The following is a 21509-nucleotide window of genomic DNA, read 5'->3' as shown; positions in this document are numbered from 1 at the left end:
CATGATCCGCGGCAAACCCCAGGTCAAGGCGCCAGCCTGGGCAGGAACCACCACCACCTGGCAGCCCGGCGCCACCCACCGCGCCCAGCAGGCCAGCCACGCCCACCAGTGACCGAGCCCGGTTTCGACAGCCTCGACCACCGCGGGCGGCGCTATTCGTTGACGAGCACCGGCACCCCGAGCGCGACCGACACCGCCGGGACGGCGATGCCGGACGGTACCGCGATGGTGAACGTCACCAGTTCTTCCGGCGCGACACTGTGGCTGCCGTCGTCGACGAGGTGGTGCACGAATCGGCCGGTGCCGAGGAGGGCGCCCGTGTCGTCGTAGAAGCCGGCGACGACCTCAAGGTCGAGCACCGCGCTCACGTCACTCGTCACGCGCACGGCCCCGGAAACCGCCGCGCCGTCGAAGGCCAGGTTCTCGAGCAGGAACCGGTCGTCGAACGGCCCAGCCGCCTGCACGACCTCCCCCGGCCGCGGATGTGCCTTCCCGATGCTCTCCAGCTCCGGCTGCCCCGAGGGCGCGACCAGGCCGGGGAAGGTGGTCCGGGCCGCTCCGGCCGAGATCGAGCCGCCGGACGAGCCGGAGGCACCGGAGGCGGCGAGCGCGTAGGCACCTCCGCCGACGATGAGCACTGCTGCGATCGCGACGAGGGCGATCGCCCGGGGAGTCCTGGGTTTCATACTGGTGCTTCCTGTTGTGGGGATGCCCGGGCCGGAACGGGATACCGTCCGGCCCGGGCAGTGTGCGCGGGTTGTGCCGGCTTACGGCGCTAGCCGATGACGCGCAGAGCGCGGCCCACGATGCCGAACAGGGCGATGTTGTCGACCGTGCCCTGCAGCTGGTCGGCGCCGGGGCCGGCGGCGTAGACCGGGACATCCGCTCCGGTGTGATTGCCCGACAGGTAGCTCAACCACAGGCCGGCCTCCGGCGAACCGTCGACGACGCCGGCCGGGTCGGTGGGAGTGCGGAAGGTGGCCGGACCGAAGTTCTTCGGATCGGCCGCGCCGGCGCCGTTGATGATCCCGGTGGACCGGGCGGCGTCGCGGGCGTTGCTCGGGCGGCTCGGGGTGGAGTTGTTGGCGGTGTTGCCGCTGTCGGTGTTCGCCGGCGGGGTGGCGGCCTCCGCGTTGGTGAAGGTGCCCTTCTCGATGATGTTGAAGCCGGCGCACTCGTGGTCGGCGGTGACGATGACGAGGGTGTTGCCGTCGCGCTTGGCGAAGTCCTGAGCGATCGCGACGGCGTCGTCGAACGCCTTGACCTCGGCCAGGGTCTGGGCCGCGTCGTTCGCGTGGGAGCGCTTGTCGATCAGCGCGCCCTCGACCTGGAGGTAGAAGCCCTTGCCCTTGTCGCTCTTCTCGCCCTCGGCCTTCTTCTGGCTGAGCAGTTCGATGGCCTTGCTGGTCATCTCGGGCAGGCTGGGTTCCTGGGCCTCGGCCGAGGTGGGGCGTTCGGATTTGGACTTCTCAATCGTGAGGTTTCCCTTGTTGAAGAGGCCGAAGACCTTCTGGCCGGCGGCAGCCGCGAGGTCGGTCTTCGTCGCCGTCGTCTGGGTGGCGATCGAGCCGAGCACAGAGTACCCGTGGCCCTTCAGCGCCGTCTCATCGGCAGCGTCGAACCGGCCGAGGCCGCCGCCGAGGATGACGTCGGCGGTGCCGTTCCGGGCGATCTGGTCGGCGATCGGGGTGACCCTCACGTCGCTGGTCGGCAGCGCAGCCCCCGTGACCGTGATGTCCTGACAGGCGGCGTCGGAGTAGACCGGCCCCTGGCATCCGCGGGCCAGGGCATGGCTCATCTGGCCCGCGGGCGTCGCGTCTGTGACCTCGGCGGTGGACACGTTGCCCGTGCGGTAGCCCGATTTCTTGGCCAGCTCCATCATGGTCGGAACGACGGCGCCCTTGGCGTCCACGCCGAGCGCCGCGTTGTAGGTCTTGACGCCCGACGACCAGGCAGTCGCGGCCGAGGCGGAATCGGTGACCGCGTTCGGGCGGAAGTCGGCTTCGCCCGGCTGGCCGGAACCCTTTTCCACCGCGTAGGTGCTGACATAACCCTGGGCCGGCAGCGTCTCCATCGTGAGCTTGCCGGACGCACCGTAATACCGCTCGCGCGCGGCCGTGACGTGGGTGCGGCCCATGCCGTCACCGAGGAGGTAGATCACGTTCTTGGCGCGGCCTTTGTCGTCGTCGGCCGAAGCCGACGAGACAGTGCCGGCCGTGACGACAGCGGTGGCCAGCAGAGCAGCGACCACGGTCGTGGAGGCCAGGACAGAAATTCTTCGTCGCATGAGGATGCTCCTGAGGAGTGCGTGGGAGTGGCAGCTCATGTTGCCACCCCCGCACTGTAGAGAGTCCCGGTGTCCCCCGAATGGCCGGATGGTGAACAGAGTCCCCGGGCGGGCATCCGGGGGGGGCGAGCGCCGGCGCGCGTCTCAGGTCGTCTGGTCGAAGAAGGCGAGTTCGTGCTCGGCCGAGGCGTGGAATGAGCGCCGCATCTCCGCCCGCTCCGGGGCGGTGGCTCCCTGGGCGGCCCGCTCGACGATGGCGATCGCCCTCAGGGTCACCGCCTGGAAGTCCGGCTGCGCGTAACAGTCCAACCAGGCCCGGTACGGATGCTCCGCGTGGTTCGCCGCCGCCAGCCGTTCCCCGACGTCCTGGTAGATCCAGAAGCAGGGCAGCAGTGCGGCGACGAGCACCGGGTAGGAACCGCCCTGCGCCGCCGCGAGCAGATGGTTCAGGTAGGCCGTCGTCACCGCCGACGGCGCGGCATCCGTGGCCCGGCCGTCGAGCCAGGTGCGGTGCAGCTCGAGTTCCTCGACCAGGCAGCCGTGCGCGCTCGAGGCCCAGAACGCCTGTTCGGCCACGGTCGGCGCGAGCTGGCTGGCCCGGGCCAGGGCCCGGGAGTAGTCGCGCAGGTAGAGGGCGTCCTGGGCGAGGTAGGCCGAGAAGGCGTCGTCCGCGAGACTGCCGTCGGCCAGCCCCCTGATGAACGCCAGATCGTCGATCTCGGTGCGCAGGTGGTCGATGCCCGCCCACCACTCCTCGGTATGGGCAGCCATGTCGGCTCCCAGAGCGGCGACGGGCGTAACAGCATCGGCGACAGATACTGTGGCGACGGATGACGCGGCGACAGATGCCGCCGCAGCCGCGTCCCCGGCGCTCCAGAGCGCCGCGAAGTGGTGGATCGGCCCGTTACCGTGCCCCACGTCGAGTTCGTCGGCATGCCGCAGGCTGTCGGTCAGCCACTCCTTCGCCGAGGCGAGGGCGGCCACCCAGTCGCCCAGCCGGGCCTGGCGGGTGGCGAGGGCGCTCGAGAGCGAGCAGCCGGTGCCGTGGGTGTTCGTCGTCGGCACCCGTTCCTGGACGAACTCGACCAGGTCGCGCCCGCCGGAGAGCCCGGCGGCGGCGTCGACCAGGGCATCCGGCGAGCCCTGGCCGCCGAGGTGGCCGCCCTTGGCGAGCACGATCACGTCGTGCCGGGCGGAGACCGCCCTGGCCTGGCGTATCGCCTCGGGCCAGGTCAGCGCGACCGGGCACGCGGCGAGCACGGCGAGCTCGGGCAGGTTGGGCGTGACGATGTCGACCTCGGCGAGGAGGTCGCGCACGGCGGCCTCGGCGCGTTCGTCGAGCAGCCGGTCGCCGCTGGTGGCGACCATGACCGGGTCGAGCACGACGATCGGCGGGCGGATGCGGCGCAGCCAGGCCGCGACCTCGGCGACCACGTCATCGGTGGCGAGCATCCCGATCTTCACGGCGTCGATGGTGACGTCGTCGCTCACGGCGTCGAGCTGTTCGCGCAGGAACGAGGTCGGCGGCAGGTGGATCGACCGCACGCCCTGGGTGTTCTGCGCGACCAGGGAGGTGATCACGGCCATCCCGTAGCCGCCGTTGGCCGCGATCGCCTTGAGGTCGGCCTGGATGCCCGCGCCCCCGGTCGGGTCGGTGCCGGCGATGCTCAGCACGCGGGGGATACCGCTCATGCCGCGGCCCCGGCCCACGCGTCAGCGAACGCGCGGGTGGCTTCGCCCGGGTCGTCGGCCGCGCAGATCGCCGAGACGACGGCCAGCCCGGAGGCGCCCGCGGCGCGGAGGCCGGCCGTGTCGGTGAGACGGATGCCGCCGATCGCGACGCAGGGAAGCCTGGTCGACCGCGCGATCTTGCCGAACCCGGCCACGCCGAGCGCCTCGGGGTGGTCGGGCTTGGTCGCGGTCGGGTGGATCACCCCGACCCCGAGGTAGTCGACGAAGCCCGCCGGCAGGGCGTGAGCGGCACGCAGGTGCACGGGCGTGTTCGCGGTGAGTCCGAGCACGGCGTCCGGCCCGATCAGGGCGCGCACCGCGGCGGCCGGAAGGTCGGCCTGGCCGACGTGAACGCCGTCCACCTCTGCGCCGGCGTGCCGCGCCGCCAGGAAGACGTCGACCCTGTCGTCGACGAGCAGCAGGCAGCGACCGGCGGTGATCCGGGCGGCGGCGACCACGAGGTCGTAGAAGTCCCGGGTGTCCGCGGTCTTGTCACGGAGTTGCACGACGGAGACACCGCCGGCGACCGCGGCGGAGACCACTCCGAGCACCCCGAGCCGTCCGGAGAGCCGCCGGTCGGTGACGAGGTAGGTGGACAGGTCGAGGGTGCGCGGCCTTGGCGGTGTCGCGTGGGCCGACCGCGTCATGTGGGCGGGCAGGCTCATCCGATGACCACGCCGGCCAGCACGTCGTCGGGGGTCAGCCCGGCCAGCCGGTCGAGGAAGGCGACGGCGAAGCTGCCCGGACCGGCGGATTCCCGCGCGGCCTGCTCGGCCGCGAGGGTGTAGACCGCGCAGGCTGCCACAGTCGTGGCGAGCCGGTCCTGGTCCTGGGCGGCGAAGGCGGCGATCACCGCGCCGAGGGCGCAGCCCCCGCCGGTGATCCGGGTGAGCAGCTCGGTGCCATTGTCGACGCGCACGTCCCTGACCCCGTCGGTGACGATGTCGGTTGCGCCGGAAATGGCCACGATGGACCCGAAGTCGATGGCGAGGTTGCGCGCGGCCTCGAGCGCGTCCTCGGCGGAGTCGGTCGAATCGACGCCTCGTCCGCCGTGGCCGGCCCCGGCGAGCGCGATGATCTCGGACGGGTTGCCGCGGATGACCGTGGGCCGGAGGCCGAGCAGGTCTCGGGCGAGGTGGGTGCGCACCGGGAGCGCGCCGATCGCGACCGGGTCGAGCACCCAGGGGGTTCCGGCCGCATTGGCGACGGTGACGGCCTCGACCATGGCGACCCGCTGGTCGTGCTGGGGAGTGCCGAGATTGATCAGCACCGCGGACGCCAGCCGGGCGAAGGGTCCGGCCTCGGTGGGGAGGTCGACCATCGCCGGGGCGGCGCCGAGGGCGAGCAGGGAGTTGGCGGTGAAGTTGGCCACCACCGCGTTGGTCAGGCACTGCACGAGCGGCACGCCTTCCCGCAGGCGGCGGAGAAGTTCGGCGGCTGACTGGGCCTGCTGGTTCGACAAGCGAGAGTTCACTCGCGACATCCCTTCGCTAGTACTGGCTAGATCAGGTTCTACGGGTCTGATCTCAGCCATCGACTCTCGACGGCACCCCGTGTCACGCCTCCGAGCCTAGCCGCCTCAGGCGATCGGGCCCGCGCCGAACTCCTCGATCCCGATCAGCGGCTTGATGGTGGCCCGCACCGGGCCGCGGATGAAATTGCGACGGATGACGTCGTCGCAGCAGACGTTGCCGACGGCTCCGACCAAAGCCGCCGTCGAGGTGGGTATGGTGCGTGAGCCGGGCGAGGGCGGCGGCAGCGGGTGCACGTGACTCCGAGTGCAAGCGCACACATTCCGCGCCTCAGCCTCGGGCCGCCCGCCCGGCCTGGTTCGCCGCCCTCGGTGAGCTTCGCCCACAGGTCATCGATGACGACCGGAGCGTAGTCTGAGGTCACCGGCCAAACGGTCGACGATGATGTTCCGTGGCGAAGAAGAGAGCGTGTCATGAGCGGCAAATACGAAGTGTACGTCGACAGGTCCGGCGGCTACCAGTTCAGGCTCAAGGCCAACAACGGCGAGGTCATCGCCACCTCCGACAGCTACAAGACGAAGGTCGCCGCACTCAAGGGGATCGAGTCGTTGAAATCCCACGTCAAGTCCCACGTCGTCGACCTGACCGAACCCGCCAGCTGACACGGGAACCGCCGCCCATCCGGCTCAGGCCGAGGGGCGGCGGTTCCGGCGCGGTGCCGCTCAGCCGTTGATCACCTGGGGCACGCCGAGCGCTTTGAGGCCCTCCACGCCGAATTCGAGCCCGTAGCCGGACTGCTTGGCCCCGCCGAACGGGATCATCGGGTGCACTCCGCCGTGCCCGTTGATCCAGACGGTGCCGGCCTCGAGGCGGGCGGCCACTTCGCGCGCCTTCGCCAGGTCGGGCGACCAGACCGAGCCGCCGAGTCCGACGTCGACGCCGTTCGCCTGTGCGATCACGTCGTCGAGGTCGGTGAAGCGGATGATCGGCAGCGCCGGGCCGAACTGCTCCTCCATGACGAGCGGGTTGGCATTGTCGATGTCGGCGATGAGCGTGGTCGGGTAGAAGTAGCCCGGCTGGTCCAGGCTCGGGTTGCCACCGAGGAGGACGCGCGCTCCGGAATCCTTCGCGGCGTCGACGAGGCGGGCCACGATGTCGAACTGTGCCTTGTTCTGCAGGGGTCCGAGCACGTTCTTCTCGTCCATTCCGACGCCCATCGGCATGGTCTCGGCAACGGCGGTGAGCTCCGTGCAGACCGCGTCGTAGATGTCGTCGTGCACGTAAAGGCGCTTGAGCGCCGCGCAGGTCTGGCCGGTGTTGATGAAGGCACCCCAGAACAGGCCCTCCGCGATGGCCTTCGGGTCGGCGTCGGAGAGCACGATGCCGGCGTCGTTGCCGCCCAGCTCGAGGGTGAGGCGTTTGACCGTGTCGGCGGAGCTCTTGATGATCGCCTTGCCGGTGGCGGTCGACCCGGTGAACATGACCTTACCGATTCCCGGGTGGCTGGAGAGCCGCGCACCGACCTCGCGGTCGCCGCAGACGACGCTCAGCAGGCCGGCCGGAAGTTCCTGGTTCATCACCGCGACGAGCGCGAGAACACTCAGCGGCGTGTACTCGGACGGCTTCACGACGACCGCGTTGCCCATCCGCAGGGCCGGTGCGATCTGCCAGACCGCGATCATCATCGGCCAGTTCCACGGGCCGATGGCACCCACGACGCCGATCGGGCGGTAGTGCAGTTCGGCGTGGGTCTGGCCGTCGTCGACGATCACCTCGGCTTCCAGCGGGGTTGCGGCGGTGGCGCGCAGCCAGGCCGTGCAGGCGCCGACCTCGAACCGGGCGTTCGGGCCGTTGAGTGGCTTGCCCTGCTCCCGGGAGAGCAGCTCGGCGAGCGGCTCCGCGGCGGCGTCGATGGCATCGGCCACCCGGTTCAGGGTCGCGATGCGCTCCGCGTGGCCCCGTGCGGCCCAGGCCGGCTGGGTGGCGACCGCCCCTGCGACGGCGCGGTCGAGATCGTCGACGGTGTGCACCGGCGCCAGGCCGACCACGGCACCCGTCGCGGGATCCAGGATCTCCCTCGTCGGTCCGGACTTCGGTGTGATCGTCTCGAGAAGTGCGTCGTAGGTATCCATGGGTCCTCCACTGTGAGTCCGTTAGTACCCTGACCGTATCCAGCACTGATGCCGCCCCGTTTGTTGGAGCGCGCAGCGTGGTTGTCGGTCGGTGCCGACCGGGTCACCGCTCACGCCGCCGTCGGCCTCTGCTGCGCCTTCCGGCATCCGTCAGAAGCGCGATCCGCCGAGCGCATTCTCGTAGGCGTCGATGGCGGTGGCGATCCCGTCCTCGCTGCGGATGCCCGCGGCGAGTTCTCCGGCCCGCTGCTGCATCGGCCTGTCGGCCAGGACCCTGCCCAGGGCGTCCGCGAGACGCGCCGAGGTGAGCCGGCGCTGCGAGAAGGATGACAGGCCGACGCCGAGGTCAACCACGCGGCTTCCCCAGAAGGGCTGGTCGACGGTGAACGGCACCACGATGCCGGGCACTCCGGCACGCAGGCCGGCCGCGGTGGTGCCGGCCCCTCCGTGGTGCACGACGGCCGCCATCCGCGGGAACAGCCACTCGTGGCACCGACTCCTGGACGAGCACGCGACCGCCCCCGTCGAGGTCGGTCAGTTCGAGGTCGGTCAGTCCGCCCCAGCCGGAGAGCAGCACGGCTCGCACTCCCGCTGCGCGGACAGCCTCGAGCACGATTGCCGTCCGCCTCGCCGGGTCAGTGCCGCTGATGCTCCCGAACCCGATGCTCACGGCGGGACCGCGCGCGAGGAACTCCTCCAGCTCGGGCGATGGCTGCCAGGTGGGGTCTTCGGTGGGAAACCAGTACCCCGTCGTGTGGTTGCGGGCGCCGGGAACCCTGAGCACCCGAGGGCTGATCGCGTAGAGCGCCGGCTGACCCGCTGTGGCGGTCGACCGGCCGGACAGCCCCAGAACCTCGCGCCGGGCATCCGCCATCGCCTTCGCGAACGGCGCCCAGAGGGCGAACGAGGTGAGACGGTGGCCGAGGACATTCGGTCGCACCCGGGGCATCAGCACACCCGGGTAAGCGGTGGCGGGCGCATCGATGGGCTGCAAGTGCGCGGGGATGAACGGCACCCCCAGCTTGTCGGCAACGCCGAGACCGACGACCATTCCACCGACACCGCCGGTGAGGGCGTCCACCCCCTGCGCAGCCTCCAGGGTTTCCCGCGTCCAGGTACGCAGTCGGGCGCCCATTTCCGCGGCAACCATCCGCATGCTTGCGCCGGACCCCCGCTCGGTGGCGCCCTGCGCACGCCGGATGTCCTCGCGCGAATTCCCGGACAGCCCGGCGAAGGGGATGCCGCTGCCCTCGATCAGCGGGGAGAAGTCGTCGGGGGCGATCAGCCTCGGCTCGTGACCGCGCGCCTTCAGCCGGAGTGCCAATGCCGCGTACGGTTCGACCCCGCCCCTGGTGTCATTGGCGACAATTCCGATGCGCACGATTCCTCCGAGGAGCCCGACGGGCGAAAAAGGCCCCGGGAAACCGCGATGAACGCGGTGACCAGGGGCCGAAAGTGCGGAGACGGTGGGATTTGAACCCACGGTACCCCGTGAAGGGTACTCCACCTTAGCAGGGTGGTGCACTAAGCCGTACTATGCGACGTCTCCTTGGTGCCTGCAATGCAAACACACCTCAGCAATCATAACCTCACAAGCGGGATCCGATTGAACACCGGCCCGGATGCCCGGATTGCTACTGGTTCTCGAGGGTGCGGCCGACGGAACAGGTCAGTTCCCCCGCAGTCTGCCCGGTCGCCGACTCCGGGAGCACGGTGACCCCGGGTGTCGTCGCGGCGGGGTCGGGTGTGGCGTTCGGGTCAGTCGGCTCGGCCGGTGCCGGCTCGGTCGGAGCGGCTGTCGCGGACGGGTCCAGGGTTGCACCGGCGCCCGTCGTACCGCCGAGCTTGAGCGGCTGGTCGGCGGCGACGGCCGTGAACAGGTCTTCGAAGTCCGGCTGCAACGGCAGCACCCCGCCCGCCGTGCTCCCGGTCGGGACCTGCACGAACACGACCTGGTCCAACGGGATGTCCTTGAGTGCCACGGCGATCGAGGCGAGGGTCGACACGTTGTTCAGGCTGGCCGACAGGGACATGTTCGCCGTCACGGCCTTCGCCAGGGAATACACCTTGAGCGGGTCGGAGAGGGTGTCGGCGCTCTTGATCGTGCGCACCAGGGCAGACATGAACACCTGCTGGTTGTTGATCCGGGTCAAGTCACTGCCGTCCCCGACGCCGTGCCGGGTGCGCAGGAACTGCAGGGCGGCAACACCCTCGAGCGTGTGCATGCCGGGGGTGAGATAGGTCTGGGTGTAGTCGTCCTGGATCTCCTCTGCCACGCAGACCGGCACGCCGCCGACGGCGGTCGACATGGCCATCACCCCGCTGAACTGCACCTCGGCGGCGAACGGGATATCCAGGCCGGTCAGCTTCTCCACCGTGAGCACGGTGCAGGCCAGCCCGCCGTAGGTGAGCGTGGTGTTGATCTTCTGCCGGCTCATCGAGTTGAAGGTGCCGCCCGTCGGGTCGGGGCATTCCGGGATGGGCACGAACATGTCGCGCGGGAAACTGATCACCGAGGCGTTGCTGTGATCGGCGGAGATGTGCAGCAGCATCGTGACGTCGTTGAGGTCACCGGTCGAATCTTCTTCGCCGAACCTGGCGTCCTGGCCCTTGCGGCTGTCGCTGCCGACCACGAGCAGGTTCACCCCGCCAGGGATGGCCCCGATCTGAGGAACGGGGCCTTTGGTCTCATTGGCCAGGTGCACGCTCGGCTGCACGCTCGCGGCGACGTCGTAGGTGGCGAGGGAGGCAACGGACACCCCGCTGACGAGCAAAACGGCCATCGCCGCGGCGAGGAACTTCACCACGGTCACGACCGGGTTCGACCGCTTCAACCGGCCATGCCGGGCGAAGGTCGCGAGAGTGCGCGACCGTGTCGAGCGGGGCCGCAATTGGTCGCTCACTCAGATCCCTTCGTCGTGTGCCGGCGTGCAGCATCCAGGTGCGGAGGGCGTGGGATTCGAACCCACGAGACATCTCTGCCCACCAGTTTTCAAGACTGGCTCCATCGGCCGCTCGGACAGCCCTCCCTGTTCGCCGCGCAACTGCGCAGACGGCACGCGATCGCAATAGGCGAATACCGACCGATTCTAGCCGATGAGCCACCGTCCAGAATGCCAGCGGATGCTGACAGCAGGCTGGGTGAGGCTACAGGCTGCTCAACACGAACGCGAGGCCGTCGTCCTGAACGGCCCCGGTGGTCTCGCCGGCCGCAGCGATGACCTCGTCCGGCGCCTGCCCCATCGCCACCCCTCGGCCGTGGACGGCCGCCCACTGCAGCAGCTCGATGTCGTTGCGCCCGTCGCCGACGGCCATCACCCGGTGGCGGGGAATGCCGATCTCGGCACGCACCCGTTCCATCGCGGTGGCCTTGTTGACGCCGTCGGGGGCGATGTCCAGCCACGCGGTCCACCCGATCGCGTAGCTCACCCGATTGAGGCCCATCCGGTCGACGACGCGGAGGAAATCGTCCATGTCGTGGTCGGGTGAGATCACCACGACCCTGGTGGCCGCATGGCGCAGGAGGTCGTCGAAGTCGACGTGCTCGCTGTCGAGTCCGATGGTCGCGTCCGGGAACGGCTCGGTGTAGCGGTAGTAGCCGTGCTCGTCCTCGACGGCGTAGCGGGCGGTGGTCAGGTGCGACTTGATCGAGAGGAGAACCTCGGTCGGGTCGAAGGTCTCGACCCACTCGCGCCGGTACCCGGTGGGCGAGTCGGGGTCGCGGTGCAGGGTGATCGCGCCGTTGGAGCAGACGACGAAGCGCGGGGCGATCTCGAGGCGGTCGAGCACCGGCAGGGTGGTCGCGGCCGACCGCCCGGTGGCGAGCATGACCTCATGGCCGGCCGCGTCGAGGCGCCGCACCTGGTCGAGCACGCGCTCGCTGATCGTGCCGTCCTCGTGCATGGTCGTGCCGTCGATGTCGAGGGCCACCAGCCAGGGCGCATCCGTTGTGCCCCGCCCGGTCACGGTCAGCGCGTCGAGGCTCACGGCGTGGGCTCGATCACGGCGAGACCGCCCAGCCAGGGCCGCAGGGCCTCCGGGACGAGCACCGAACCGTCAGCCTGCTGGTGGGTCTCCAGCATCGCGACGATCCACCGGGTGGTCGCCAGCGTTCCGTTGAGGGTGGCCACGGGTGCCGTCTTGCCGGACTCGGTGCGGTAACGGATGTCCAGGCGCCTCGCCTGGTAGGTGGTGCAGTTGCTCGTGCTGGTGAGTTCACGGTAGGCGTTCTGGGTGGGCACCCACGCCTCGATGTCGAACTTGCGCGCCGCGCTCGACCCGAGATCGCCGGCGGCGACGTCGATCACGCGGTAGCTCAGCCCGAGCGACTGGAGCATGTCCTCCTGCAGGGCCACGAGGCGGTCGTGTTCGGCCTCGGCGTTCTCGGGCAGCACGTAGGCGAACATCTCGAGCTTGTTGAACTGGTGCACCCGGATGATGCCGCGGGTGTCCTTGCCGCCCGAGCCGGCCTCGCGCCGATAGCAGGTCGACCAGCCCGCGTAGCGGAGCGGGCCTTCGGCCAGGTCGAGGATCTCGTCGGAGTGGTAACCGGCCAGCGCGACCTCGCTCGTTCCGGTGAGGTAGAGCTCATCCGCGGGCAGGTAGTAGATCTCGTCGGCATGTTCGCCGAGGAAGCCGGTGCCGTCCATGATCTCGGGGCGCACGAGGGTGGGGGTGATCAGCGGGATGAACCCGGCCGCAAGGGCACGGTCGAGGGCCATGTTCATCAGCGCGATCTCGAGGCGCGCGCCGATCCCCTTGAGGAAGTAGAAGCGCGAGCCGGAGACCTTGGCGCCGCGGGCCATGTCGATCGCGCCGAGGAGTTCGCCGAGCTCGAGGTGGTCGCGCGGCTCGAAGTCGAACGCGGGAATCTCGCCGTGGGTGCGGAGGGTGACGAAGTTGTCTTCCCCGCCCGCCGGGACCCCGTCGATGATCGGATTCGCGATCGTGCGCACCACCGAGGTGAATGCCGACTCGGCGTCGCCCGCTGCCGCGCCGGCGGCCTTCACCTGCGCCGCGAGGGCCTGGGCTTCGGCGACGAGCGCCTTCTTCTCCGCGGCGGGGGCGGATGCGACGCGCTTCCCGAACTGGTTCTGCGACGCGCGGAGGTCTTCGAACGCGCGGATCGACGCCCTCCGTTCGGTGTCGGCCTCGAGGGCACGGTCAACCGCCTCGACGGACGCACCGCGCGCCGTCTGAGAACGCTTGATGAGGTCGGGATTCTCTCGCAGCAGCACAGGATCAATCACGCTGGCCATTCTACAAGCGCCCACCGGGGCACCTTGCTAGCCTTGCCCCGTGAATACTCCCGGTCAGACCGAAAGAGTTCTGCGCGCTGCCGTCGTCTACAACCCGATCAAGGTCGACCTGGTGAAATTGCGGCTGAGCGTGGCGGGCGCCGCGTCCGCCGCGGGCTGGGACGAGAGCCTCTGGTTCCCGACGTCCCTGGACGATCCGGGCACCGCAGCGGCCCGGCTCGCCGTGGAACAGGGGGCATCCGTCGTGATTGCGGCCGGCGGCGACGGCACGGTCCGCGCCGTGGCGGAGGTCCTCCGCCGCACCGGGATCGCGCTGGCCATCGTGCCGGCCGGCACCGGGAATCTCCTGGCCCGCAATCTGAAGCTGCCACTGTCGAGCCTCGACGAGTCGGCCAGGATCGCATTCACCGGGGTCGACAAGCCCGTCGACGTCGGGGTGGCGAACGTCACGACCGAGTCAGGCGCCGCCGTCGAGCACGCCTTCCTGGTGATGGCGGGGATCGGCCTGGACGCCCGGATGATCGCCAGCACCAGTGCCGACCTGAAGAAACGGGTGGGCTGGCTCGCCTACGTCGACGCGGGCGCCAGGGTCATCCCCACGGCCAGGCCGTTCCGGATCCGGTACAGCGTGGAGGGGCGCACCGACCGGCCGGCGCACGTGAGCACCATCCTGATCGCGAACTGCGGCCTGCTGCCCGGGAACATGCAGTTCCTGCCGGACGCCCGGATCGACGACGGAATCCTCGACATCGCGGTGCTGCAGCCGAAGGGCGTCCTCGGCTGGCTCGCGATCTGGCGCCGGGTGACCTGGGAGAACGGGGTGCTTCGCCGTTCGGCTGCGGGGCGGCGGATCATCGACCGCACCGAATCGAGCAACGAACGGGTGATGACGACGCTGCGCGGGGCAGGCATCCGGATTGTGCTCGAGCACGCGCAGGAGTTCGAGATTGACGGGGATGAGTTCGGTCTGGTGCGCGCCGCCTCGTTCCGCGCCGACCCAGGCGCACTGATGGTGCGCCTGCCGGCCGTGGCCTAGGTGGCGGAAGGATCGTCGCCGATCAGTTCCGTCAACCATTCCCTGGCACCGATGAACACGTCATCGTCGTAGTGCGAGGTGAATTCGATCGGCCGCTTGTCCGCTCGCGGGTAGGAGCCGAGGAACAGCACTTTCGGGCTGAATCGGCGCAGTCCGAGCAGCGCGTCGGCGACACGCTCGTCCTGGATGTGCCCGTCGGCGTCGATCACGAACCGGTACCGCCCCATCGCGTCCCCGATCGGCCGGGACTGGATCAGGCTGAGGTTGACCCCGCGGGTGGCGAATTGCTCGAGCATGTCCAGCAACGAGCCGGGACGGTCCTCGGGGAGTTCGACGATCACGCTGGTCTTGTCGGCGCCGGTCCTTTCGGGGAGCGCCCCCCGCCGGCCGACGAGCACGAAGCGGGTGACCGCGTTCGGGTTGTCGCCGATCCCGGTGGCGAGCACGGTGAGGTCGTAACGCGTGTCGATGCCGGGCGGCGCGATCGCGGCATCCGCCTGGTCGTTGTCGAGCAGGGACGACGCGGCGGTCACGTTGCTCGACGCCGGGATGTGGCCGTGGTGCGGCAGTGTCGCTTCGAGCCAGCTGCGGCACTGGGCGTAGGCGACCGGGTGCGCGTTGACGACCCGCACATCGGCGAGGGCCGTGCCCGGCCTGGCCACCAGCACGAAGTTCACCGGCACAAGGTATTCGCCGATGATGCGCAGGTTCGGCACGTTCGCGAGGGCGTCCTGGGTGGCGGACACGCCTCCGTCGACCGAGTTCTCGATGGCGATCATCGCGGCGACGCTGCGCCCGGAGACGACGTCGGCGAGGGCCTCGCCCACGTTGTTGACCGCGCGCCACGCCTTCCCTCGAGCCTCCGGCACCTGCGCGAGCGCCGCTTCGGTGAACGTGCCGGCGGGACCGAGGAAGCTGTAGCTGACATTGCGCGTCTCGGACATGGCTCACAGCCTACTTGCAGTGCAAGACTGGGTCCCATGACAGCACAAGCGGGCACCCCGGCCCAGGAATCTGACCTGATCGACGTCGACGCGCTGGTGAAGGCGTATTACGACCTGAAACCGGATGTCTCGGTGCCCGCCCAGCGGGTCGCCTTCGGCACCTCAGGCCATCGGGGAAGTTCCCTGAACACGGCCTTCAACGAGGACCACATCATCGCGACCACCCAGGCGATCGTGGAGTACCGCGCCCAGCAGGGCATCACCGGGCCGCTCTTCATCGGCACCGACCCGCATGCGCTGAGCGGTCCGGCCTACACGACGGCTCTCGAGGTGCTCGTCGCCAACGGCGTCCGCGTTCTCGTCGACGAGTTCGACGACTACGTGCCCACCCCGTCCCTTTCGCACGCGATCCTCGCCTACAACCGGGCCGGAAACAGCGACGAGGCCGACGGGATCGTGGTCACCCCGAGCCACAACCCGCCCTCCGACGGCGGATTCAAGTACAACCCGCCGCACGGCGGTCCGGCCGACAGCGACGCCACCTCGTGGATCGCGAATCGCGCCAACGAACTCATCGCCGGCGGACTGCACGACGTGAAGATGAGCGAGCCGAGCGCGGTCGAGACTTACGACTTCCGCGGCCACTACGTCGACGACCTCGAGAACATCATCGACATGGCCGCGATCAAGGCGAGCGGCATCCGGATCGGCGCCGACCCGCTCGGCGGGGCGAGCGTCGGCTACTGGGGTGCCATCCGCGACCGCTACGGACTCAACCTGACCGTCGTCAACCCCAAGGTCGACCCGACCTGGCGTTTCATGACCGTCGACTGGGACGGCAAGATCCGGATGGATCCGTCGAGCCCGTCGGCGATGGCCTCCGTGCTCGCCCACAAGGACGACTACGACATCCTCACCGGCAACGACGCCGACGCCGATCGCCACGGCATCGTGACGCCGGATGCCGGGCTGATGAATCCCAACCATTTCCTCGCCGTCGCCATCGACTACCTGTACAGCCACCGCGAGGGCTGGCGGGCGGATGCGCAGATCGGCAAGACGCTCGTCTCGTCGACCATGATCGACCGGGTAGCCGGCTTCCTCGGCCGGGACCTCTGGGAGGTTCCCGTCGGGTTCAAGTGGTTCGTGCCCGGCCTGATCGACGGATCCGTCGCGTTCGGCGGCGAGGAGAGCGCCGGCGCGAGCTTCGTCCGCTTCGACGGCACCGTCTGGACCACGGACAAGGACGGCATCCTGCTGGCCCTGCTCGCCTCGGAGATCCTCGCCGTGACCGGCAAGTCCCCCAGCCAGCGTTACGCCGAGCTCGCCGAGCACTTCGGCTCCCCCGCCTACGCCCGGGTGGATGCCGCGGCCACGCCGGCGCAGAAGGCGCAGCTCGGCAGGCTCGACGGTGAGGCGATCACGGCCACCGAGCTCGCCGGCGAGAAGATCATCGCCAAGCTCAGCCACGCCCCCGGCAACGGGGCGGCGATCGGCGGGGTCAAGGTCGTCACCGAGAACGCCTGGTTCGCGGCCCGGCCGAGCGGAACCGAAGACGTCTACAAGATCTACGCCGAGTCCTTCAAGGGCGAGGAGCACCTGCGCCAGGTGCAGATCGAGGCGAAGGCGATCGTGGACGCGGCGATCGCCTAGACCGGACGGTCGACGGCATCCGGTTCGTCCCCGCGCCGGCCTCGGCACGGCGCTCCCTGTTCGCGGGCGCGGCCCGCCGAAACCGGCGCGGCCGTGATGCGCAAGGTGGTTAGGGGATGCTCCAGTAGTACGCGGTCGCGCCCGGGTGCTTCTCGGTGATCGCGTAGTCGACCGAACGGTAGTCGGTGTCGTCGGTGTGGCCGGCGTAGAAGATCTCGATGTTGTCGCCGGAGCCTTCGATCCGGGTGACGACTCCGGTGTGGTCGCGGTCGCCGGAGTTGTCCCAGTCGAACTGGGCGATATCGCCGACCTTGACCTCGTCGCGCTGGTCATCGGTGAGTGCGGTCGCCCGGCCGGAGCTCGCGAGGTACTTCATCATGGCGGTGGAGCTGATCCAGGCCGCCGAGTGCGTGAACGAGCCGCCCTTGCCCTTCGACCACCAGGCGTCGTCCATTTCCCAGCCGCGCTGGATCAGGGACTGGCTGGTGAAGTTCACGCAGTCGTTTTCGGCGATGACGCCGTAGTCGGCGGTGTTGTAGCTGCTCCAGTGCGCGAGCATATAGGCCACCTGCGCCTCGACGCCGGCAGTGGCCGGCGCCGCGGGGGCGACGGGCGCCACCGGGGCCGGCTTCGGCTGCTCGACAGCGACCGGTGCGCCGGCGTCGGCCGGGGCGGCCCGCGGCGTGGCGGTCGGGGCCGTGGACGCCGAGCGCTTGCCGGTCACGGTGTCACCGCCCGCACTCGCGGCCCGGGCGGCGGACGACGGTTCGTCGTCGCCGAGGGAGGCGACAGCCGCCGTTCCGGCGACAAGGCCGCCGAGCACCAGCACGACAACGCCGATGCGGAAACGCCGGGTCAACAACACAAATATCTCAATTCTTTGGGGGGGGATACGTCCAGACAAGCACATTTGCCTGCGAATTTCACTGTGCGGGCGGCGAGGCCGAACCGTGGACAGGTGCTACTTGACGCTCCAGAACGAGACCGTTCCGCCGCCGTTGCGAAGGGATTCGTCCACCGACTGGTAGTCGGTATTGGACGTGTGACCGGCATAATAAATTCGAGCCGTTTGCCCGCTCTTCTCCACTCGGGTCACGATCCCGGTGTGATCCTCATCGCCGGAATCGTCCCAGTCGAATTGCACGATGTCGCCAACCTTGACGAGGTTGCGCTGCTTGTCGGTGAGCGGGGTGGCCCGCTCCGGGTGGGCGGCCAGGTAGGCGGCAAAGGCCGTAGAGCTCGCCCAGGCCGGGCTGTACTTGAGGCTGTCGGTGTCGAACGACCAGCCGGCGTCCATCGTCCAGCCCCGGGCCACGAGGGTCTGGCTGGTGAAGTTGACGCAGTCGTTTCCGCCGATGGAACCGTAGTCGTCGGTGTTGTAGTCGTCCCAGTGGGCCAGCGCGTACGTCGTCTGCGCGGTGACCCTCGGGTCAGGCACGTAGTTGAAGGTCAGCGAGGCGGTTCCACCGGCGGCCGGGGCTGCAGCCGGCGACGGCGCAGGAGCGGTCCGGACCGGTGCGGAAGGAGCGGCCGAACCGGGCGCGGGGACCGAGGCGACGGCCGACCCTGCGGCGGCAGCGGCGGAGTCCGAGACACCGGCTCCGGCCGCGTTGACCGGCACGGTGGTGCCCGCGGCGTCGAAGAGTTCGACCGCGACCGGGCCCGTGCCCAGGTCGGTGGCGGGCGGGGTGGTGATGGTGACGGTGCTCTCGGTGGCCGAGACGACTGCGCCGGCGTTCCCGCCGAAGGTGACGCTTGCCACGCCGGCCAGGTCGTCTCCGCTCACGGTCACGGTCGTGCCACCGGTGACCGGGCCGACCGACGCGCCGTCGGGGGCGCTGATGCTGCTGTGCACCACCGGCTTCGGCTGTTCGACGGGTGCTGCGGGAGCGGCCGCGGCGGGGACCGCTCGGGTGGGTGACGGCGCACTGGCACCGATGGCGCTGCCGCCGGTGGCGAAACCTACCGAGATCGCGACGGCGGCACAGGCTGCCGCGGCGCTTCCGGCGAGCACGACATGCCGGGGTCTCGCGGGCTTCTCCACACGATGGCGGGAACGGATACGGGGTTCATTGCGTGGATCGGGGCGCACAAAATCGTTTCTGGGTAGCGGAAGGGGACCCAAGACCCAACCACGCCCGGATGGCAGAAGCCTGTGCGAAGCATCCGAAACCCGTGCACGTGCTGGAGATCAGTTGTAGCCGGGCGCCGCGGGCAGCCCGAAAAACTCCTCCAGGGTGGTCACTCCCGTGTTGTGCATCTCGGTCGCGAGGTCCGCTCCGATGTACCGGAAATGCCAGGGCTCGTAGCCGTAGCCGGTGATCGGGACCTTGTCGGCCGGATACCGCAACAGGAACCCGAAGCGCCACGCGTTCTGAGCCAGCCACTGGCCGTGCGGGGTGGCGCCGAAGCAGGGATCGAGCGAACAGTTGCCCGGCAGCGCGCTGATGTCGATGGCCAGCCCGGTCTGGTGCTCGCTGGTTCCCGGGCGCGCCGTGCTCGTGTCGGCGAAGGCCTGGCCGTTGGCCGCCACGTCCTGGTTGTAGACGTCGACCTGGGTGCCGTAGCTGCGATAGGAGCTCTGGGACTGGAGCTGCAGGCCGGTTTCCGCCGTGAAGGCGGCGAACATCGCGACGACGGCGTTCGAGGCCTCCGCGCGCAGCATCGGCTGCCAGACGTGCGGAACCGGCACCTCGACCAGGTCGGGCGGGGTGTAGTCGGCGGGCCGCAACGGCCGGACCTTGTCGACGACGGCCCACAGGCTGGTGGGGTCGTCGATGGACCGGGCGGACCGGTTGAAGGTGGGCACGACGGCCGGAGGCTGCGAACCCGCCGGCGACGGCCGGGCCGAGCCGGTCGACGTGGGCTGTGGAGTGGGCATCGGCAGCGACGTCGGAGCCTTCGGCTGCGCGGTCGCGTGGCCGGTCCTGGTCACAGCCCCGGTCAGGGATGTTGCCGCCCTGCCCGAGATCGTGCCGATCGCGAGCGCGCCACCGGCGAGCAGCACGACCACAACGGTCACCGCAACAATGCGCCGCCTCCGCACCGACCGCGACACCTCTGGTTGCTGTTCCTGCCCCACATCGCCGAGCATAGACCCGGCAGGTGAATCTTCCTCTCCGGACGGGCCGCAGGATGCTTGAAAATTCATTGCCCGTCGTGTAACTTTGCACACGATGCAAACTCCTGCCCCCGCCTCCGCCGCCCCGCTGATGAACCATCGGCAGATCCTCTTCGTCATCTTCGGCCTGATGGCAGGGATGTTCCTCTCCGCGCTCGACCAGACGATCGTCGGAACGTCGATGCGCACCATTGCCGACGACCTCGACGGCATGGCCCTGCAGGCCTGGGTGACGACCGCGTACCTGATCGTGTCGTGCATCAGCACCCCGATCTACGGCAAGCTCAGCGACATCTTCGGCCGCCGCCCGCTCTTCCTGATCGCGATCACGATCTTCCTCGTCGGCTCCCTGCTGGCCGGCATGGCGAACTCCATGTACGAGCTGGCCGTGTTCCGCGCGATCCAGGGGCTGGGCGCCGGCGGCTTGATGGCCCTCCCGCTCACGATCATGGGCGACATGCTCGCGCCCCGGGAACGGGCGAAGTACCAGGGCTACTTCCTCGCCGTCTTCGGCGTGTCCAGCGTGATCGGCCCGCTCATCGGCGGCGTGCTCTCTGGGGCGACGACGATCCTCGGCGTCACCGGCTGGCGCTGGGTCTTCCTGATCAACATCCCGATCGGCATCGTGGCCCTCGCGATCGTGCTCAAGTTCCTGCACGTTCCGCACTTCACACGCCCGGTACGCATCGACTGGTGGGGAGCCGTCACGGTGGTCCTCGCCGCGGTTCCGCTGCTGCTCGTCGCCGAGCAGGGCCGCACCTGGGGCTGGGGCTCCCTGGCCTCGATCGCCTGTTACGCGGTCGGCGCGCTCGGCATCGTCGCCTTCATCCTGGCCGAGCGGATGATGGGAGACGACGCCCTCATCCCGCTCAAGCTCTTCAAGTCCGCGACGTTCTCCATGGCCACCGTGCTGGGAGTGTTCGTCGGTTTCGGTATGTTCGGCGCCATGATGACCGTTCCGCTCTACCTTCAGCTCGTCGACGGGGCCAACCCCACCGAGAGCGGCTTCCTCATGCTCCCGATGATCCTCGGCCTGATGATCTCGTCGATCGTGAGCGGCCAGATCATCGCCCGCACCGGCCGGTACAAGATCTTCCCCACCGTCGGCACGGCCTTCATGTCGGCCGGCTTCCTCCTCTTCACCTTCTCGACCGCCGACAAGCCGGTCTGGTTCATGATGATCGGGATGCTCCTGGTCGGACTGGGCCTCGGCCAGCTGATGCAGACGCTCACCATCGCCAGCCAGAACTCGGTCGGCCCCCGCGACATCGGGGTCGCGACCAGCGCGTCGACGTTCTTCCGCCAGATCGGTGGAACGCTGGGCACTGCCGTGCTGTTCTCCGTGCTCTTCACCCGGATTCCGGACACCCTCACCTCGGCCTTCGGCAACACGGCGCTGCTGGCCGGCGTCAAGGCCGCCGCCACCGATCCCGCCGTCCAGGCCGACCCGGCGAACGCGGGCATCCTCAAGCTGCTGGCGAACCCGAGCGGCATCGGCGGCGCCCTCGACGGGGACACGTCGTTCCTCAAGGCCGCGGACCCGCGCCTTGCCCAGCCGTTCCTCGTGGGTTTCAACGACGCGACCCTCACCGTGTTCTGGGTGAGCCTCGTGGTCGTGCTGATCGCCTTCGTCCTGAGCTTCTTCCTCAAGGCCCCGCCGCTGCGGACGACGTCAGCGCTCCAGGAGGCAGCCGATGAGCACGCCGCCGAGCAGGCCGAGCTCACCCGGGACGTCCAGCGCGCCGCGGACTCGATGGGCGCGCTGATCGAACCGGGAATCGACGTCGACGAATTCGAGCGCCCGGCGCAGCCGACGAACCGCTGACCGCGCGAGTCCGCCGCCCTGGGGAATGATCCGTGGCGGCGGGCGGTTGC

The 21509-nt window shown here is 69.5% G+C and carries 19 protein-coding genes, 2 tRNA genes, 1 pseudogene and 1 riboswitch; of the genes and pseudogenes, 4 read left to right on the top strand and 18 right to left on the bottom strand.

Annotated elements, in window-relative coordinates; all coding sequences use genetic code 11:
• Nucleotides 1–152: 152 nt before the first annotated feature.
• The 6 genes from E3O48_RS00285 to E3O48_RS18135 all read right to left on the bottom strand — a co-directional run bounded on the left by E3O48_RS00285 (nucleotide 153) and on the right by E3O48_RS18135 (nucleotide 5726).
• Nucleotides 153–686: a hypothetical protein gene (locus E3O48_RS00285; RefSeq protein WP_134536867.1), complete on the bottom strand. Its 534-nt coding sequence runs from the start codon at nucleotides 684–686 to the stop codon at nucleotides 153–155.
• Between the two features lie 89 nt (nucleotides 687–775).
• Nucleotides 776–2287 (bottom strand): alkaline phosphatase, encoded by a 1512-nt coding sequence (locus tag E3O48_RS00280; RefSeq protein ID WP_134536866.1) that lies wholly within the window; start codon nucleotides 2285–2287, stop codon nucleotides 776–778.
• Nucleotides 2288–2431: 144 nt separating this feature from the next.
• Nucleotides 2432–3979, bottom strand: a complete 1548-nt coding sequence (locus E3O48_RS00275; RefSeq protein ID WP_134536865.1) for a bifunctional hydroxymethylpyrimidine kinase/phosphomethylpyrimidine kinase — start codon at nucleotides 3977–3979, stop codon at nucleotides 2432–2434.
• Nucleotides 3976–4683 carry a thiamine phosphate synthase gene (gene thiE / locus E3O48_RS00270; protein WP_241982329.1) on the bottom strand — a complete coding sequence of 236 codons (708 nt, stop codon included), beginning with the start codon at nucleotides 4681–4683 and terminating at the stop codon, nucleotides 3976–3978. Before thiE ends, E3O48_RS00275 begins: the two co-directional genes overlap by 4 nt.
• Nucleotides 4680–5492, bottom strand: coding sequence for a hydroxyethylthiazole kinase (gene thiM, locus E3O48_RS00265; protein ID WP_241982328.1), 813 nt, complete (start codon nucleotides 5490–5492; stop codon nucleotides 4680–4682). Before thiM ends, thiE begins: the two co-directional genes overlap by 4 nt.
• A riboswitch (TPP riboswitch) is annotated at nucleotides 5484–5582 on the bottom strand. (Overlaps the previous gene by 9 nt.)
• Before the next feature lie 15 nt (nucleotides 5583–5597).
• Nucleotides 5598–5726, bottom strand: coding sequence for a hypothetical protein (locus E3O48_RS18135; RefSeq protein ID WP_255453674.1), 129 nt, complete (start codon nucleotides 5724–5726; stop codon nucleotides 5598–5600).
• Between the two features lie 237 nt (nucleotides 5727–5963).
• On the opposite strand from E3O48_RS18135, the gene E3O48_RS00255 reads away from it, so the two are divergent.
• On the top strand, nucleotides 5964–6152 hold the full coding sequence (locus tag E3O48_RS00255; protein WP_134507915.1) for a DUF1508 domain-containing protein: 189 nt from the start codon (nucleotides 5964–5966) through the stop codon (nucleotides 6150–6152).
• 60 nt (nucleotides 6153–6212) lie between these two features.
• Here E3O48_RS00255 and E3O48_RS00250 read toward each other — a convergent pair whose 3' ends face one another.
• The 8 genes from E3O48_RS00250 to serS form a co-directional block, all read right to left on the bottom strand.
• Nucleotides 6213–7622: an aldehyde dehydrogenase family protein gene (locus E3O48_RS00250; protein WP_134536862.1), complete on the bottom strand. Its 1410-nt coding sequence runs from the start codon at nucleotides 7620–7622 to the stop codon at nucleotides 6213–6215.
• 150 nt (nucleotides 7623–7772) lie between these two features.
• Nucleotides 7773–8078, bottom strand: coding sequence for a glycosyltransferase (locus tag E3O48_RS00245; RefSeq protein ID WP_166788562.1), 306 nt, complete (start codon nucleotides 8076–8078; stop codon nucleotides 7773–7775).
• Nucleotides 7969–9003: a glycosyltransferase family 1 protein gene (locus E3O48_RS17475; protein WP_166788561.1), complete on the bottom strand. Its 1035-nt coding sequence runs from the start codon at nucleotides 9001–9003 to the stop codon at nucleotides 7969–7971. Before E3O48_RS17475 ends, E3O48_RS00245 begins: the two co-directional genes overlap by 110 nt.
• Nucleotides 9004–9080: 77 nt before the next feature.
• Nucleotides 9081–9171 (bottom strand) — tRNA-Ser (locus E3O48_RS00240).
• 85 nt (nucleotides 9172–9256) lie between these two features.
• Entirely contained in the window at nucleotides 9257–10525 is a 1269-nt protein-coding gene (locus E3O48_RS00235; RefSeq protein WP_166788560.1) for an LCP family protein, read from the bottom strand.
• 41 nt (nucleotides 10526–10566) lie between these two features.
• A tRNA-Ser gene (locus E3O48_RS00230) sits at nucleotides 10567–10651 on the bottom strand.
• A gap of 118 nt (nucleotides 10652–10769) precedes the next feature.
• A complete protein-coding gene (locus E3O48_RS00225) occupies nucleotides 10770–11609 on the bottom strand; it encodes an HAD family hydrolase (protein WP_241982327.1) in 840 nt (279 codons plus the stop codon).
• Nucleotides 11606–12871: a serine--tRNA ligase gene (gene serS / locus E3O48_RS00220; RefSeq protein ID WP_134536860.1), complete on the bottom strand. Its 1266-nt coding sequence runs from the start codon at nucleotides 12869–12871 to the stop codon at nucleotides 11606–11608. The genes E3O48_RS00225 and serS overlap by 4 nt, the downstream gene beginning before the upstream one ends.
• A gap of 49 nt (nucleotides 12872–12920) precedes the next feature.
• On the opposite strand from serS, the gene E3O48_RS00215 reads away from it, so the two are divergent.
• The gene (locus E3O48_RS00215; protein ID WP_134507907.1) at nucleotides 12921–13916 is read left to right on the top strand and encodes a diacylglycerol kinase family protein; all 996 of its coding nucleotides are present in this window, start codon (nucleotides 12921–12923) and stop codon (nucleotides 13914–13916) included.
• Here E3O48_RS00215 and pheA read toward each other — a convergent pair.
• Entirely contained in the window at nucleotides 13913–14860 is a 948-nt protein-coding gene (gene pheA, locus E3O48_RS00210) for a prephenate dehydratase (RefSeq protein WP_134507905.1), read from the bottom strand. The genes E3O48_RS00215 and pheA overlap by 4 nt on opposite strands.
• 36 nt (nucleotides 14861–14896) lie before the next feature.
• Here pheA and pgm point away from each other — a divergent pair, with 36 nt between their 5' ends.
• A complete protein-coding gene (gene pgm / locus E3O48_RS00205) occupies nucleotides 14897–16513 on the top strand; it encodes a phosphoglucomutase (alpha-D-glucose-1,6-bisphosphate-dependent) (protein WP_134536859.1) in 1617 nt (538 codons plus the stop codon).
• A gap of 109 nt (nucleotides 16514–16622) precedes the next feature.
• On the opposite strand, the gene E3O48_RS00200 is transcribed toward pgm, so the two are convergent.
• The 3 genes and pseudogenes from E3O48_RS00200 to E3O48_RS18245 form a co-directional block, all read right to left on the bottom strand.
• Complete coding sequence (locus E3O48_RS00200; protein ID WP_166788559.1) at nucleotides 16623–17372, bottom strand: amidase domain-containing protein; 750 nt, start codon at nucleotides 17370–17372, stop codon at nucleotides 16623–16625.
• A gap of 102 nt (nucleotides 17373–17474) precedes the next feature.
• Nucleotides 17475–18557, bottom strand: coding sequence for an amidase domain-containing protein (locus E3O48_RS00195; RefSeq protein ID WP_134536857.1), 1083 nt, complete (start codon nucleotides 18555–18557; stop codon nucleotides 17475–17477).
• Nucleotides 18558–18791: 234 nt separating this feature from the next.
• Nucleotides 18792–19178, bottom strand: a pseudogene (locus E3O48_RS18245) (D-alanyl-D-alanine carboxypeptidase family protein); the annotation flags it as partial.
• 511 nt (nucleotides 19179–19689) lie between these two features.
• On the opposite strand from E3O48_RS18245, the gene E3O48_RS00185 reads away from it, so the two are divergent.
• Complete coding sequence (locus tag E3O48_RS00185) at nucleotides 19690–21459, top strand: MDR family MFS transporter (protein ID WP_241982325.1); 1770 nt, start codon at nucleotides 19690–19692, stop codon at nucleotides 21457–21459.
• The last annotated feature ends 50 nt before the right edge of the window (nucleotides 21460–21509 follow it).

Source organism: Cryobacterium sp. HLT2-28 (assembly GCF_004402495.1).
GTDB lineage: Bacteria > Actinomycetota > Actinomycetes > Actinomycetales > Microbacteriaceae > Cryobacterium > Cryobacterium mannosilyticum.
Note: the sequence above shows the minus strand (reverse complement) of the source record. Positions and strands in the feature narration are given on the sequence as shown.